The 15,580-nt window shown below is 34.9% G+C and carries 11 protein-coding genes; 4 read left to right on the forward strand and 7 right to left on the reverse strand.

Translation table 11 applies throughout. The features are described 5' to 3' along the window. Nucleotides 1–115 precede the first annotated feature (115 nt). Nucleotides 116–1,741 (reverse strand): actin-bundling T4SS effector WalE1 family protein, encoded by a 1,626-nt coding sequence (locus WBM_RS04690; RefSeq protein ID WP_011256964.1) that lies wholly within the window; start codon nucleotides 1,739–1,741, stop codon nucleotides 116–118. Between the two features lie 454 nt (nucleotides 1,742–2,195). On the opposite strand from WBM_RS04690, the gene hflK reads away from it, so the two are divergent. Genes hflK through WBM_RS04705 form a run of 3 tightly spaced genes read left to right on the forward strand, consistent with a single transcriptional unit; the run spans nucleotide 2,196 to nucleotide 5,602 of the window. Continuing rightward, nucleotides 2,196–3,233, forward strand: coding sequence for an FtsH protease activity modulator HflK (gene hflK / locus WBM_RS04695; RefSeq protein ID WP_011256965.1), 1,038 nt, complete (start codon nucleotides 2,196–2,198; stop codon nucleotides 3,231–3,233). 2 nt (nucleotides 3,234–3,235) lie between these two features. Then, a complete protein-coding gene (gene hflC / locus WBM_RS04700; protein WP_011256966.1) occupies nucleotides 3,236–4,108 on the forward strand; it encodes a protease modulator HflC in 873 nt (290 codons plus the stop codon). A gap of 3 nt (nucleotides 4,109–4,111) precedes the next feature. Beyond that, a complete protein-coding gene (locus WBM_RS04705) occupies nucleotides 4,112–5,602 on the forward strand; it encodes a DegQ family serine endoprotease (RefSeq protein WP_011256967.1) in 1,491 nt (496 codons plus the stop codon). 930 nt (nucleotides 5,603–6,532) lie between these two features. On the opposite strand, the gene WBM_RS04710 is transcribed toward WBM_RS04705, so the two are convergent. The 6 genes from WBM_RS04710 to WBM_RS04735 all read right to left on the reverse strand — a co-directional run bounded on the left by WBM_RS04710 (nucleotide 6,533) and on the right by WBM_RS04735 (nucleotide 14,653). Next, the gene (locus tag WBM_RS04710) at nucleotides 6,533–8,677 is read right to left on the reverse strand and encodes a hypothetical protein (protein WP_041571514.1); all 2,145 of its coding nucleotides are present in this window, start codon (nucleotides 8,675–8,677) and stop codon (nucleotides 6,533–6,535) included. Nucleotides 8,678–8,705: 28 nt separating this feature from the next. Beyond that, complete coding sequence (locus WBM_RS04715; protein WP_041571515.1) at nucleotides 8,706–8,930, reverse strand: hypothetical protein; 225 nt, start codon at nucleotides 8,928–8,930, stop codon at nucleotides 8,706–8,708. Between the two features lie 148 nt (nucleotides 8,931–9,078). Further along, the gene (locus WBM_RS04720) at nucleotides 9,079–10,542 is read right to left on the reverse strand and encodes a hypothetical protein (protein ID WP_011256969.1); all 1,464 of its coding nucleotides are present in this window, start codon (nucleotides 10,540–10,542) and stop codon (nucleotides 9,079–9,081) included. A 100-nt stretch (nucleotides 10,543–10,642) separates the two neighbouring features. After that, nucleotides 10,643–12,580 (reverse strand): excinuclease ABC subunit UvrB, encoded by a 1,938-nt coding sequence (uvrB, locus tag WBM_RS04725; protein ID WP_011256970.1) that lies wholly within the window; start codon nucleotides 12,578–12,580, stop codon nucleotides 10,643–10,645. An 82-nt stretch (nucleotides 12,581–12,662) separates the two neighbouring features. Further along, a complete protein-coding gene (locus tag WBM_RS04730) occupies nucleotides 12,663–13,427 on the reverse strand; it encodes a cytochrome c1 (RefSeq protein WP_011256971.1) in 765 nt (254 codons plus the stop codon). After that, nucleotides 13,427–14,653, reverse strand: coding sequence for a cytochrome b (locus tag WBM_RS04735; RefSeq protein ID WP_011256972.1), 1,227 nt, complete (start codon nucleotides 14,651–14,653; stop codon nucleotides 13,427–13,429). Before WBM_RS04735 ends, WBM_RS04730 begins: the two co-directional genes overlap by 1 nt. Before the next feature lie 429 nt (nucleotides 14,654–15,082). Here WBM_RS04735 and WBM_RS04740 point away from each other — a divergent pair, with 429 nt between their 5' ends. Further along, nucleotides 15,083–15,550 carry a hypothetical protein gene (locus WBM_RS04740; RefSeq protein WP_011256973.1) on the forward strand — a complete coding sequence of 156 codons (468 nt, stop codon included), beginning with the start codon at nucleotides 15,083–15,085 and terminating at the stop codon, nucleotides 15,548–15,550. Nucleotides 15,551–15,580 lie beyond the last annotated feature (30 nt).

Raw genomic sequence — 15,580 nt, forward strand, 5'->3', positions numbered from 1 at the left:
TCAGTATATAACACTGGAATTTAGAAATTTTTTATGATCAAATCCTTAATCAGAAAAACAAAAAAAGGATGTTACTCGATGAATAACATCCTTTTGCAAAAAGTAGGTATTTTGTTTAGAGATACGACACTTCTGCACCTGATTTTTCAGCCTTAAGTTGACTAAACGTTGTAGCAGGTTTATCTTTTTTGAAGTCTTCTTCTAAGTCTTCACTCACATCTTCTACTGCTGGCGGGGAAGCAGAAGGCTGTTGTTCCACCAGCTTGCCCAAAGAACCTGTGTTTTTCAAGCTTGCACGAGCTTTAGCCAAGTCTTCTGGAGAAAGACTTTGTTTTTCCAACGTAGAAGGACCAGAATCCATTCCACTATCAGAACTTAAGGAGCCCAGAGAAAGACTTTTTGGTACCTGTAGTAGAACAGCTGGAGTAAGCACAGGAGAACCATATAAGCTATTAGGTGAGTTGCTTCTAAAAAGATTAGGGTTGACTGTTACAGTTTTATCAACACCTTCAGCTGGAACAGGAATACCATAAAAAGTTCTCTTTCCTATTTCTCTAGCTAGTATGTCTGATTCAGGAAGAACTTGATACTTAACGTTAGCAGCTTCTTCTGGTGCTTTGCTTACTTTATTCCATGGTAACCACCTTAGGAGCTTACTAGAAGATCGTACTTTTCTATGCCCCTCAGAATTCAACAATTCTGCTACACTATTAACAGTACTGTCAGTTCTTACAGAACTAAGTGAATTGCTTCTTGGTAAACTAGATTGTGTTGAATCTTTTCTGTTTTCATCATGCCTTTTTGCCATTCTATTAAGACTTTCTGAAAAATTATGCTCTGTTTTGTGCTCTTTAACAATTCTCTTAATCTCATCATGGTGTTCAGAGAAAATTTCATAAAGATTGTTGTCACCTTGAGCTAATAGATTTTGCAACTTCTTAGAGCTTAATTTGCTAACAAAATCTGCTTGCTGCCCTAATTGATTGATTAACTGGTCCTTTTTGAACCCTTGTTGACCATCAACAGAGTAAGCTTTTTCTAATACTTTTCCCTTCAATTCAGAGAATATTTTTTTGACTAAAACAGAGCTATCAATAGCTTTGTCTTCAAAAACCTCCTTAACGAACATTTCTTTTATACTATTAAAATTTTTCGTTTTTTCTTCTGTTTTTGAAACAACCATTGAATCTTGCAGCCCTATTGAATACGGGATGCTATCTAAATTAGACATACTCGCACCTAAACCACTTAGCTTATGCCCCATTGTTTTCAACACAGAACTAGTTTCCTCCCTTGCTACTTGTCCTATAGAACTCACAGCTTCTTTTACTGAGTCTTTAGTATGTATAGCACTATCTTTAATTTTTTCCCCAATATATTTTACCCCTTTAATTGTCTTTTCTGCAGCATATCTGAAGCCCGCCTCTACTTGTGCCCTGCATCTATATACAGTTGCACCAAGTGCTACAAGTGCTACAGTTGCAAGTACTCCACCTACTATACTACCAGCAATTATCGGAGCTGCTGCAATGGCAAAACCAGCTCCTACTGTCATGGCTGTTGCTAACGTACCTATAAATAAACCAAGTATTACTCTGTTCGTTACTTCTAACGACTTTATCCTTTTCTCCAATGATTGCATTTGTTGTAATAAACCCTCCGAAGAAGGTGTAATATTATCTACTTGTTGAAGTTTTTGTGCTTCAACAGAATTTGAATTTGCTTCTTGACTAAGTAACATTTTGAACCTCACTATTAATCAAACATATTGATATTGTATGCCTCCAATCCTTAAGTTAGTATTAACTGGGCTGTTAGTGCTCATTCATCTTTAAATAGTTTTGTTTGACGTGTTTTTCTGTGGCGTAGAAATCAGGTTAAAGGCTTTCCGGGCTAAAGTATTTATGTGATGTATAAAAGGGCATTCTTCTTCTTAATTATTGCAGTTTTAACAATAGTTTTATTATCCAATCATTATTCTACCTACATGAAAACGCAGTGCACCTAAGAACAATAATAAGGGATTTAAAATAAGGCCAGAAAGTTCTATAGGGTTAACCATATCACATAGAGAAAAGAAAGTGTAAGATCACGTCTTCCATTCTGATAATTAACTCGTAAATAAAAGTAATTTATGCTTGCATTTTCTTATTAAAGAAGTAATACTAGTGTATTAACTGATAGAATTAATCATTATGTTTGATGAACATAATCCTTGGAACCTGGAAAAAAAAACGGTAGGGAATAAAACTCCTAATAATGAAGATATTTTAAGTAAAGCTATATCTGAGATAAGGTACTTTTTTATTGGTTTAACAAGAAATAGTGGCAAAAAGCCTTATTTCATCATTTTTATTATTTTGTTATTCTATGTCTGTACTGGTTTTTATATTGTCCATCCAAGTGAAGAAGGCATAGAGCTTACATTTGGTAAATATTCCAATACGGAAACACCTGGCTTGCGTTATCACTTCCCTTACCCTATCGGCAAGGTTTTTAAAGTGAACGTTAAGGAAGTAAATCGTGAAGAAATTGGGATAAGTAGCCCTTATGGGCGAGATACAGATCGCGGCGAAGGTGTGATGCTCACTGGAGATGAGAATATAGTTAACGTTAACTTTGAGGTCCAATGGCGCGTTAGGGACGCTAAGGATTATTTATTCAAAGTAAGGGATTATAAACCTGGTTTTAGTGTTAAAAATGCTGCTGAGAGTGCTATGAGAGAAATAATAGGCAAAAACACGATCTCTTTTGCACTCGAAGGTCAAGGTAGAGCTGAAATTTCCAGAGACACTAGAATTTTATTGCAACAAATTCTTGACGGATATCAAATGGGCATAGAAATTTTATCTGTTCAAATGAAAAAAATCGACCCACCAGAAAAAGTAATTAGCTCATTTAGAGATGTACAAAGTGCTCGTGCAGATAAAGAGCGTACTATAAATGAGGCATATGCTTACAGCAATGATATTATACCTCGAGCAAAGGGTGAGGCAATAAAGATAAAACTAGATGCGGAAGCATATGAAAATGAGATAATAAATGAAGCAAAAGGTAATGCAAATCGCTTTTTATCTCTTTATGAGGAATACAAGCAAAATCCTTCTCTCGTAAAAAACCGTATTTATCTTGAAACTATGGAAAATATCTTTAATAAAGTAGATAAAGTTGTTGTCACTGAAGATTTGAAAGGTATGTTTTCTTATTTACCTCTTACAAATTTGGGAAAATAACCATGAGCAGTAACATTAAAATTGCTTTTGTTTCTATATTTGCTATCTTGCTGATTGTTCTATCTAATTCAATATTTGTTGTGCAAGAAACAAAGCAAGCAATAGTTATACAACTGGGTAAAGTTGTAAGAGATATTAGAAAAAGCGGTTTATATTTCAAGTTACCACTTATAAATAACGTAGAATTTCTTGATAAGAGAGTTTTAGATTTAAGTCCTGACAAAACTCCAAGAGAAGTGATAACTGCAGATCAAAAACGTGTCATAGTAGATGCTTATGCAAAATATAAAATAGTAGATCCTATCACTTTTTACCAAACTGTGGGAAATGAATCAGGGTTAGTCAGAAGATTATATCCAATCATGGAAGCTCATATAAGGGAAAATATAGGGAGGTTTTCATTAATTAGTTTATTAAATGAAAAAAGATCAGAAGTCATGCAACTAATCCAGCGTGGAGTTTACTCTGAAGCTGGAAAATTTGGTATAGAAATAATAGATGTCAGGATTAAGAGAGCAGATTTACCAGAGGAAAATAGCTCTGCAATATTTCGGCGTATGCAAACTGAAAGAGAAAAAGAAGCAAAAGAAATTAGAGCAGAAGGAGAACAAGCAGGGCAGGAAATTAGATCAAAAGCTGATAAACTAAAAAGGGAAATTATTGCTAGTGCAGTAAGAGAAGCTTATGAAATAAGAGGTCGTGGTTATGCTGAAGCAACTAGAATTTATAACAGTGCATTTAAAGTTGATGAAGAGTTTTTTAACTTTTATCGCTCTATGAGAGCTTACAGTAAGTCATTTACTGAAAATAACACTAAATTTATACTTTCACTAAATAATAATTTCTTAAATATTTTGAATAAGGGATGGAAATAGTTTATGAAAAGTAAGGTTTTATCTATATTTGCATGTTTTCTGATTTCATTTTCTTCGTATGCTAATATGTTTGATTGGGGTACAAGAAAGGTCTCAGACACTAATACCTATGTATGCAACTGTAATCAAGGGCTTGCTGACCTAGTGGAAGAACTTATTCCTGCAGTTGTAAACATCTCAAGTGAACAAATAATTAAGCAAGAAAATAACAATAGAACTAAAACCCCTTCTTTTGCACCAAGAAATAATTTCTTTGACGATTTTAGAGAGTTCTTTGAGCATTTTGATCAGTTTTTTACAGATAGGAACCCTAGTATCAACAGAGAAGTGGTATTACTTGGATCAGGATTCATTATAGATAAAAGTGGAACTATAGTAACCAATTATCACGTTATTAAAAACGCCCAAGACATCACAGTTACTATGAATGATAACACCTATTTCAAAGCAGAAGTTTTGGGTTACGATGCAAGAACTGACCTCGCTGTGCTTAAGATCAAAGCTGACAAAGACCTTTCCTTTGTAACGTTTAGTAACTCCGATAAAGCAAGGGTTGGTGATACGGTTATGGCAATAGGTAACCCATTTGGTTTAGGTGGTTCTGTAAGTACAGGAATTATATCTGCAAGGTCCAGGGACATTAGTATTGGCACCACGAGTGAGTTTATTCAAACTGATGCTGCAATTAATAGAGGTAACTCTGGAGGTCCATTATTTGATTTAAATGGAAAAGTTATAGGTATTAACACTGCTATTTATTCCCCATCTGAGTCTGGCGGCAATGTGGGTATAGGCTTTGCTATACCATCTAATCTAGCTATATCCATTATTGATACATTAAAAAGTGGTAAAAAAATAAAACACGGTTGGCTTGGCGTACAAGTCCAGCCTATAACAAGAGAATTTGCTGAATCTTTAGGTTTAAAAGACGTAAAAGGTGCACTGGTTGCAAACATAGTGAAGGATAGTCCTGCAGAAAAAGGTGGTATTAAGGTAGGTGACATATTATTAGAATTTGATGGTAAAAAAATTGATAGAATGACACAACTACCTCAAATGGTTTCAAGGACTGAACCTGGGAAAAAAGTGCAAATTAAGTTATTGAGAAAAGGTAAAGAAGTTAATGTTAAAGTTGTTATCGAAGAATCTGTAAATGACAGCAAAGATAGCAATACAGAAGAAAATAGATCAATATCTGACTATATAACTGGTTTAACTGTTTCAAATCTACCAAAAGAGCCAAAAGAAAGTAAAAATGACACGCCTATAAAAGGTGTGATAGTTACCAATGTAGATAGTAATAGTAACGCTACACTGCGTGGTATCAAAAAAGGAGATATCATTATTCAACTAGATGGGGTTGATATAGAAAATACTGAAAATTTTCAAAAACAAGTTGATTTAGCAATAAAGAAAAGCGGTAAAGATTCAATAATGTTGCTTATTTACCGCAATGGAAATCAGTTTTTTACTTCGATAAAGTTGAAGAAGTAATCTCATTACTAAGTCCATAAACGGATTTCAGTTTACCAGAATAGTGTCTTCCAAGTTATCCCCCACCACACAAAAAATGCAAAAATTACTTGACATTACAAGCCCTGCCAATCCTCTTATCATAATGCTGGAGGTATTTAGTTATCTTTATCTGCGCAGATTGAATAGCAGGAGTATAATATGATTAGTGTCTTATTTTTCAATTTTTGCCTATGCGCACCCTATGTCTTCAACAACAGTCTAGGTTTTACTATACAAGTCGAAATGCGCTTATAAAGCTTTAGACTTAAAAAATGTCGATACTGAAAATAGATAGTAGAGTTAGGGCTTCTTTTGCCTTTTTCTGAGTTGGTTAAAAATTTAACCAACTTTTATTATGAGACTTTTTACATATTTGAGCAAGAGGCTACTACTTGATATCATGCAAGTAGTTGAAACTGGGAAAGAATATCAGTAAACAAGAACGTTCAGTAGAATACCTAAACTTTTATAAAAGAAATTTCACTACCATTCAGCTAAAATTCAAGCATTTCAATGCTTTAGCTATTTTGAATAGAATTGAATTTATTAATACAAATAACGAATTACTATTTGATCAGATTGATTGCAAAAAAAATAAGATTTTTAATAGGTTAACTATAATCTTAACTAGAGTTAACTTTTCATAGGTTGCGAGCAACAAAGCTAGCTGGAATCAAGAAATAAAAGACTGTATGCTAATGTTACACACTGGATGACAAGAGAGGATACGGAATGACAGGAAAAGGAGGCTACTTGGATGACACCACACCCCCCTTCCATGGAAATTATCTCAAACCCCAATGTCCATATGGTTATGTCCAAAAGGGCCAGGATTTTACCTCCGACCCTGGTTAAGTGGTTATAGTGAAATAAGATATATTAAATAAATAAACCCAATAGCTTAAAGAATTAAAATAGATTCTTAAAGAAAGCCTTAGCCCCACTTGTACTAATAGAATCCAAATGTGAAGATGGTCGCTTATCTTTAGGTCCCTTGATAGGAGCACTCGGGTTTAAAGATGATAAATCAGTGTCAGTGCATTTACAATGGTACGGCAAATTATTTCCTTTAGAAGGTGATATGTGATACTTGCCAGGTTCAAATGTAAGTTCTAGACCAAGCTTTTTTTTATCAATATCTTTACCTTCATTATACAGTACAGAAGGATCATGTTCTCTATTATAACGCGACACATCAATTGTTTTACTTGGTATAATAGTTTTGCTTGATATGTTACTTGATGCAGAATCACTGCTTGTAGTCGATAAACTACTTACTGATGAAGCGTACTGAAAAGAACCTCGAGGGAATTTACCCTCACCACTAGATTCCACAACGTCAATAACACTCGACCATCGCAAGGAACTTATACCACTATCAATCGTACCACCTGTTTTATTTGTAGATTGTGGTGAACCTGATTTACAAGAAATAGCACTGTCCGTAGAAATAACAGAAATGTTAGACTTATGTCTTTCTCTTATTTGCTCCTCCTGACTAGCAGCTTTACTTATTTTACTGTTAGTATCAGCAGTTGTTGTATGCCGTGGTAACAGAGGAGAAAGCTTTTTTATACCTGGTATTTTACTTAATAGTTCCCAAGGAGATCCACTACCAGCATTTACCTCAGCAGCACTTATAGACCGATCACTACCTTCACCTGAATCTATAGTATTGTGTAGTAGCTCCTTTTCTTTTGGACTATATCTGGGAGACTTTAAGTGTGTTAGCGGCTGTTCATGAAGTGAGCACCACTTTAATTCCAGTTGGTCACTCTGTTCAGGAGAAACATAGAATTCTGAATATAGTTTCTTTCTTTCATAAGACAAAGAAAGAATTGAGTATAGCTTCTCCCTACCTTTAGGAGAAAAGAGAGAGCCTAATATTTCTGTTTTTGATTTCTCATTATTATCAAGAGGTAAACTAAATATAAAACGCTGCAGAATGTATTCTTTTGCTTCATCATCAATCGTAAATGATCTTTTTAAAGGCTTATAAGGGATGGCTAATTCATGATCTTCATTGATTACGGAGTTTTCTATGATTTTATTTATTACACAGTGAGAAATCTCTGGGTTAGAAAAGTTTATACCACATACCCAACTGCTTCCATTTATTGTTAATGCTGCTTGAGTATCACCACTAATATCATCAAACACAGCACCATTAAATGTCTCATTTAGAACTAAAGCTTCTTTACATGTTAATAACCTAGCTCCTTTACAACTTCGTATAACTGGTATAAGAATTGAGGCTTCTTTTCTACCTAGAGGAGAAGCACACATAAAACCAGCTATTATTATTCCCGTTGATTGATAAACAGACTCTATTATCATATCTTTAAATAACTTTACTTTATAGTTATCACTACTGCTAACTCCAAGGTACATCCCTACAAGCCATGCAGTATACCGTGTTATACTATCAACAAACTGAATATCATTAAAAATATCTTTTATATATACATCATTGTCCTTCACTTTCAAAGGTTTCTGAGGAATATTCTCATATCTTTGCTCTATACCTGATAAAAATAAATTTACAAATTCCTCACATAACTTTGTATTAGGAAATTCACCCTGCCACAAATAACCTTCTTTGTTAGGTGCTTTAATAAACATAGTAGAAGCCGGCATATCTACTCGAACATCTTTTGCAAGTGAAGCAGCTAAATGAGACTTTAAATTAAAAATTACACCTGGATCAATAGGCGTTACAAACTCAAGCCTATTATTATCTTCATCTAAATACCACTCTCCTTTACTAAGATCAAATGGAAAAGACTTTATATCAAAAATTAACTCAGCTGTATTTAATATTTCTTTATCATTACCTTTCTCAATATCGTAGAATTCACATATTATCCTTCTTTTTATATCACTTAGGTATCTTCTACACTGATAATCATCCATACCTTTATCAAATGAAACTATAACACAGTCTTTCTTGTCTCTCCTTTGCACAGAAAAATTAGTGTCAATTATACGACGAGCATAATTATTTACATTAAAAGCACTAATCAGTGCACTTACTGTTTTTTTTATATTAGGCATATACCCCCCTATTTCTAAATTAGAATAATTATCTTTTCTGACTGCTACTAGCTCCACTAGAGTAACACCCGCCCATAGAGCTACTAGGCTGATTAGACTGGTGCTCACGTTCTCTTTCTTGTATTCTTCTTGCTACATCGCTATGATCATCATACCTTGCTCCTTTAACTCGTACTACTATTCCACCACCTTCACCTTTTTCATTCCTAAGTTTCCACTCTTCCATTCCTTTAAAACCTTTATCGCCATGCATATCACCTCCTAAATAAAAATATTATGTAATTAGTATATAATAAATAAATCATCAGTGCAAACATTTTTTTATATTTTTTCAAAAATTTTTATTCGTCTTTCTTATATTCCTAGATTCTAACGTTACGCGCTGGAATGATACCCCCTTGCTATCTTGATTGTGCTTCTCCTTGTGCCCTTCCCATTGAGTTTACGTGATTATTAACTTTTACATCATTACACTCACTTGTTGGTTGGGCATTATTCACAGAACTTTGTTGAGCTTCATATTCAGCATTACTCCAAGTACTAAAATCATATTCACTACCAACAACAGAACCTTTCATAGGTTGTCCTGAAGACCCTCTATTAGAAACAGATTTTGTAGCATGTTGAGTTGAAGCTTCCCCGTTAAAAACATATTCCTGAGCTAGTTGTTCTGGAGTCTCTCTACTAAAAACAGAACTTTGAGCAGGTCGCCTTGAAGTATTGTCGTTGGAAACAAATCCTCGATTAGATTGCCTTAAAGTTTTCTTACAAGTATTATTCTTACCTTGACCTTTCATTTCTTTCCAATCACTGTTATCTCTTTGAGTATCCTTCAGTTCCATTGAATTTGTTGCAGGCTGCCCTGAAGCAGTTGGACGTACAGCAATCAATTCTTCCACTTGTTTATTTTCCTCCACTTTTGTCTCTTTTACCTCACAATTTTCCCTATTCACATCATGTTCAGGCCCATGAATCATCTTTTTTAGAGAATCCCGTAAAAGGTTCTGCTCTTCTGGCTTAAGTGGAGGAATAATTAGTCTATTTGACTGACCACGAGCTGGGATTAAGAAAAGAGATATTGGCAAGATTCGCAATTTCTCATCTTCACCTACTTTTATTCCTATTTCTTTACAAACCTCTACTTCTTTTTTCGACGACGTTTTTTCCGCCTTTTTGTCTTCTTCTTTAGCTGTCCCTGTTCCTTCCGCTGCAACCACTAGCTCAACTGCAAAGATCTCAGCAACCATTGCTACAATCCATCCAGCTACTGCCATTTGAAGTTTCAATTTGAGCTCACGCAGGGCTTCTAGCTTTCCCAGTACTGCTACTTCCTCTTCTTTGGAGAAACCACCACTTAGCAACTTTTCTTCTAATTCTTTTATCTCTTTATCGACCCTCTCATCAAAACTTAAATCGCAAGAAAAGACCTTCTCAACTAATTCCTTAAGCTTATCATGCAAAAATTTAATTATCGCAGCAAGCCAGTTTTTCTCCCTTTTTCCATTGATCATCTCGTAGGTTTTTGGGTCTAACTCTATTTCAAATTCACTTAATAAAGATTGAAAAAACTTCCCAAGTTCCGCCAATGTTTCTTCTACTATACCACCATCTGTTGGATTATCATCACCCAGCATTACTGGAGTAAACATTCCTTGTATTTCACTGCTCGCTTCCTTCCCTAACCCTTCATATTCCTGCTTTTGCAGCTCAATCTTCTTAAAAAGCTCCTCGGTTACCCCTTTGAGTTCATTTACTTCCTGAGCCTTATTTAAATCTTCTGGACAGATTTTTCCTTGGAAAATTGAACTGTCGCTTGAATTATTGTTATTAGTGAAATCGTTCATAATGTTAATCTCTTCTGCCATCAAACTTAATAATTTAATTTTATAGTACTAAATATTTAATGTGTATTAATCCTAAACGCATCAATAAAGTTACTTACTTTTTTAAATGATGCACATTATATCACAGATTATTTATCCTTCCAATAATATTTTTGATTTTAGCTGCTTCTTCAAATTCTAAGTTCTTGGCATGTGCTAACATCTGTTTTCTTAAACTGCTTACAGTATCCTTGTTCATACCGATTGTTGTTACCTTCACCACCACTTTTTCTTTTAAAGTATTTGATATAGGTTTTATTATAGTCTTGGGTAAAACATTATGCAAGACACTATATTTCTTTTGTTTTTTTCTTCTCCTTTCAGTTTCTTTTAATGCACGATCCATGGAACCAGTGACTTTATCTGCATATAAAATTGCCCTGCTTTCAGCATTACGTGCAGCACGACCGATCGTTTGAATGAGTGAAGTCTCTGATCGCAAAAATCCTTCTTTATCAGCATCCAGAATTGCAACCAAACCACACTCTGGAATATCAAGACCCTCCCGCAGCAAGTTAACACCGATTAGAACATCAATTTCTTTCGATCTTAATTTGTATACAATGTCAATTCTCTCTAGCGCACTAATATCTGAATGCAAATAACTCACTTTCATATTTAACTCGCTCATATGCTCAGCCAGCTTTTCTGCCATTTTTTTGGTCAATGTAGTAATTAGAACACAAAATCCTCTCTTTATTGTCACTTGCGCCTCGTGAACCACATCGTAAACTTGAGCCTCAGCTGGTTTCACAATGCAGATTGGATCTGTAATTCCTGTTGGACGAATAACTTGCTCTACGAACAAGTTATTCGTCCTTGCCAACTCATATTTTCCGGGAGTGGCTGAAATGTAAATAGTCTGCGGCCGCATTGACTCCCACTCCTTAAACTTTAACGGACGGTTATCGAAAGCAGAAGGAAGCCGGAAGCCGTGGTCGATCAATTTTTTTTTACGTGATTCATTACCATTATACATTGCACCAATCTGAGGAACAGTAACATGACTTTCATCAACAAACAAAATTACATCCTCAGGTAAATATTCAAACAATGTAGGCGGTGCATCTCCAGCTTCCATTCCATAGAGATAACGCGAATAATTTTCAATACCTTTACACGTTCCTGTTGCTACCATCATTTCGATATCAAAATTGGTACGCTGTTCAAGGCGTTGTGCTTCAACAATTTTGTTTTGCGAGTAGTAATAATCCAAGCGTTCATTCAGCTCTTCTCTAATTGGCTGAACCGCACGCAACAGAGTCTCACGTGATGTAATATGATAGCTATTGGGAAAAATGGTGATTTTATCTATGCATTTGATAATATTACCCGTTATAGCATTAATTTCAGAGATCCCTTCTATCTCATTACCAATCAGCAATAAACGCCAAGCTTTGTCTTCATAATAGGCAGGAAATATATCGATAACATCGCCGCGCATTCTAAAATATCCTCTCTCAAATCTGATATCAGAGCGCTTATACTGGAGATTAGCTAAATCATTCAGGAAATCATTAATACGAATTCTATCCCCAGTACTTAAAGTTATGGTCATACTGAGGTAGCTTTCAGGCGAACCAAGACCGTATATGCAGGAAACACTGGCAACTACAATTGTATCCCTGCGCTCTAAAAGGGAGCAAACGGCAGAATAACGCAGCATATCAATTCTTTCATTGATTACAGAATCTTTTTCAATATAAGTGTCAGTTTGTGGCAAATAAGCTTCAGGCTGATAGTAATCATAATAAGAAATGAAGTATTCAACAGCATTATGGGGAAAAAAACCTTTCATTTCCTCATAAAGCTGAGCTGCTAAAGTTTTATTGTGAGCAATGATGAGAGCAGGTCTGTTTGTCCTTGCAATAACATTTGCCATAGTGAAAGTCTTCCCAGAACCAGTAACTCCAAGTAAAACCTGATCTCTTTTATTGTCATTTAGTCCTGCAACTAGACTATCTATTGCCTGCGGTTGATCTCCAGCTGGTTGAAAATGCGTAACTAGTTGAAATTTCATAATTCCTATATTATCATATATTTATTATCTTACTAGAGTAAATAAGGTATGAAAGTGAGTGTCAATGGATACAAAAAAAACTCTATTTTCTCTTTTTATAGAGCTTGCTCCAAATCCTTTTGTTGGTTAGTACAACAAACACCGTTAAGATTATAAAATACGCCACTATTTTAAATCCAAGCTTATGTCGGCGCTCTAGTTCTGGCTCTGCTGCCCACTGTAAAAAATTTACTACATCGTACGCCATATTTTCAACTGTAGCTTGTCTTGCACCATCATATTCTACCATTCCTTCAGATAGCGGTGGTGCCATAGCTAATTTACCTGTTGGGAAATATGGATTAAAATATAAACCATTCTCATCTTGCTCATCGTTTCGATAGCCCGTTAAAAGCGAATAGACATAATTTGCACTATCGTGCCTCGCTTTAATAATGAGTGACAAGTCCGGTGGAATTGCACCATTATTACTTGCTGCAGCTACTTCTTTCGTATCAAAAGGTGCAATAAAATAATCTGAAGGTATTCCAGGTCTATCGAACATTTCACCCAGATCATTTGGACCATCTTTAACTTGGTAAGAAGCTGCAATCTGCTTTACATCATCTTCAGAAAAACCAACATCTTGCAAATCACGAAACGCTATTCTATTCATTGAATGACAAGCAGCACAGACTTCCTTATATACTTTATAACCACGCTGGATTGACTCCCTATCAAAGAATCCAGTAGCTCCATCAAAGCTCCAGTCCATTTTTTTATTTGGCGAAGGTACAAATTCTTCTGCACACACAGAGTTAGTAAGAAGTAATGCACAAGACACAGCTAATATATTCTTAACCAGCATTATTTCATCTCAGGTACAGAATCACTTATGGTTTTTGGTAATTCCTCTGGCTTCTCATACTTACTAAGCAGTGGTAAAACTACCATAAAGTATGCAAAGTAATAAAGAGTAGAAAGCCTACTTAGAGTGATGTAAGGTTCTTTGACTTCCTGTCCCCCAAGCCAAGCAAGAAATGCAAAATTTACTGCAAAAACCAAAAAAAACTTTTTGAATAATGGGCGATAAGCACCACTTTTAACTTTTGCTTTATCAAGCCAAGGCAATAGAAACCACACTAAAATAGACCCAAACATAGTAAGCACACCGGTAAGTTTATCTGGAATTGAGCGCAGCATTGCATAAAAAGGTAAAAAGTACCATTCTGGTACTATATGAACAGGAGTGACCATAGAATCAGCCTCTATATAATTAGAGGGATGACCAAGATAATTGGGAGCATAGAAAACAAACGCAAATAAAACTATAAAAAACAGACCAAAAGTTATGCAATCCTTTACTATATAATAAGGGTAGAGTGGAATGGTATCCTTACCTGATTTCACTTCTACTCCACTTGGGTTACCAGAACCAAATCTATGTAGAGCAATAATATGCAGCATAGCTAAAGCAATAATAACAAAGGGTAAAAGATAATGCAGAGCAAAAAAACGATTAAGTGTTGGGTTATCAACGGAAAAACCACCCCATAACCACATAACTATTTTATTGCCAACTAAGGGTACTGCTGAAAATAAGTTGGTTATAACTGTTGCACCCCAAAAACTCATTTGTCCCCAGGGAAGAACATATCCCATAAATGCTGTTGCCATCATTGCAAAAAATATAAATATACCTATAAACCATACCATTTCTCGTGGCCTTTTATAAGACCCATAATATAACCCGCGCATCATATGAACATAGACTACCATAAAGAAGAGCGACGCTCCAACAGCATGAGTGTAGCGTATCAGCCATCCATAATTTACGTCACGCATTATGCGCTCTACGCTGTTAAATGCATGATCAACATGTGGAGTGTAGTGCATAGCAAGAAATATACCCGTTATTATTTGTAAAATTAGCGCTATACCAGCCAAAGAACCAAAGTTCCAAGCATAATTTAAGTTTTTTGGCACTTGGTAAGAAGCAGTATGTTTTAGAAAAGAAAATATAGGTAATCTATACTCTATCCAGCCCAATATGCCCTTTTCTTCTTCTATCGTTGTTTTTTTATCATCTTGCATAATCAAAGCTTTCTTTACCTTTTACTCGTTTATTGTAGCAGTTTATTCTCTATAAACAATAAAAACTTTAAATCAAGAAATCAGATCTTTTAGCATCAAAAGTTGTAACATAGAGAACTAGTTGCACAGCTACCAGTCCACCAAAGTAACTTATAGAAATGCAAAAACTATTTAACAAACTTCGCCAGCCCCATTATAATGATAAATATTATAATAATACAAAAAATAATATTATAGAATTCAATAAGGTATTCCCTAGGGGTTTATTGTATTCTAAAAAAGGCAAATCTTGTTAACATTGTTTCAATGTAAAAGATAGGCTAAATTTTTATAAGGAAGATATTTTAAATAGTAAAATATCTTTGATTGAGAAAGCACTAAACTTATGAGGTGAACTGGCTCGCTATTTCGACTCAATTAACAAACTTAATGGAAAGGAAAAAACATCACGAAAATGTAAAAAAAATAAGAAAAGCTATTGTTAAAAGATTCAAAGATTGGAAGGGCATCCTGATAACCATTACTGCAGCTGACACAGAGGAATTAAAGACTTCTAATATACCAGAAAACGTTGAGAAAGTTAAAGATAGTTTTAATGTAGAGGAACATGAAAAGACTGCAAATATGACAACAGATGCAGAAACTGATACTCAATTATATAAAAATATCAATATAAATATTAAAGATTTTAAAATTCCTCAATCCATATGTGGAAGTAGAGAAGAGGCATATAATGCTTCAGTAGATATCTCCGTGCAAGAGCCAAATACCTATAATGACACCTCTTTCGCTGAACCATGTAGTGAATCTACAAAGGAAATTCTGCAAAAGAAAAATCATCAAAAAGAGCACATTAATCAATTGTGGCTGGTGTTGTTGGTGCAGTTTCATTGGTAAGTAGTGTTACATCTCATGTGCTAGAAATGC

Source organism: Wolbachia endosymbiont strain TRS of Brugia malayi, assembly GCF_000008385.1.
GTDB lineage: Bacteria > Pseudomonadota > Alphaproteobacteria > Rickettsiales > Anaplasmataceae > Wolbachia.

Excerpts from the sequence above, each read along its gene's own strand:
- WBM_RS04690 (WP_011256964.1), bottom strand. The coding sequence starts at position 1,741 with ATGTTACTTAGTCAAGAAGCAAATTCAAATTCTGTTGAAGCACAAAAA.
- WBM_RS04705 (WP_011256967.1), top strand. The coding sequence starts at position 4,112 with ATGAAAAGTAAGGTTTTATCTATATTTGCATGTTTTCTGATTTCATTT.
- hflC (WP_011256966.1), top strand. The coding sequence starts at position 3,236 with ATGAGCAGTAACATTAAAATTGCTTTTGTTTCTATATTTGCTATCTTG.
- WBM_RS04715 (WP_041571515.1), bottom strand. The coding sequence starts at position 8,930 with ATGCATGGCGATAAAGGTTTTAAAGGAATGGAAGAGTGGAAACTTAGG.
- WBM_RS04740 (WP_011256973.1), top strand. The coding sequence starts at position 15,083 with ATGGAAAGGAAAAAACATCACGAAAATGTAAAAAAAATAAGAAAAGCT.
- uvrB (WP_011256970.1), bottom strand. The coding sequence starts at position 12,580 with ATGAAATTTCAACTAGTTACGCATTTTCAACCAGCTGGAGATCAACCG.
- hflK (WP_011256965.1), top strand. The coding sequence starts at position 2,196 with ATGTTTGATGAACATAATCCTTGGAACCTGGAAAAAAAAACGGTAGGG.
- WBM_RS04730 (WP_011256971.1), bottom strand. The coding sequence starts at position 13,427 with ATGCTGGTTAAGAATATATTAGCTGTGTCTTGTGCATTACTTCTTACT.
- WBM_RS04735 (WP_011256972.1), bottom strand. The coding sequence starts at position 14,653 with ATGCAAGATGATAAAAAAACAACGATAGAAGAAGAAAAGGGCATATTG.
- WBM_RS04720 (WP_011256969.1), bottom strand. The coding sequence starts at position 10,542 with ATGGCAGAAGAGATTAACATTATGAACGATTTCACTAATAACAATAAT.
- WBM_RS04710 (WP_041571514.1), bottom strand. The coding sequence starts at position 8,677 with ATGCCTAATATAAAAAAAACAGTAAGTGCACTGATTAGTGCTTTTAAT.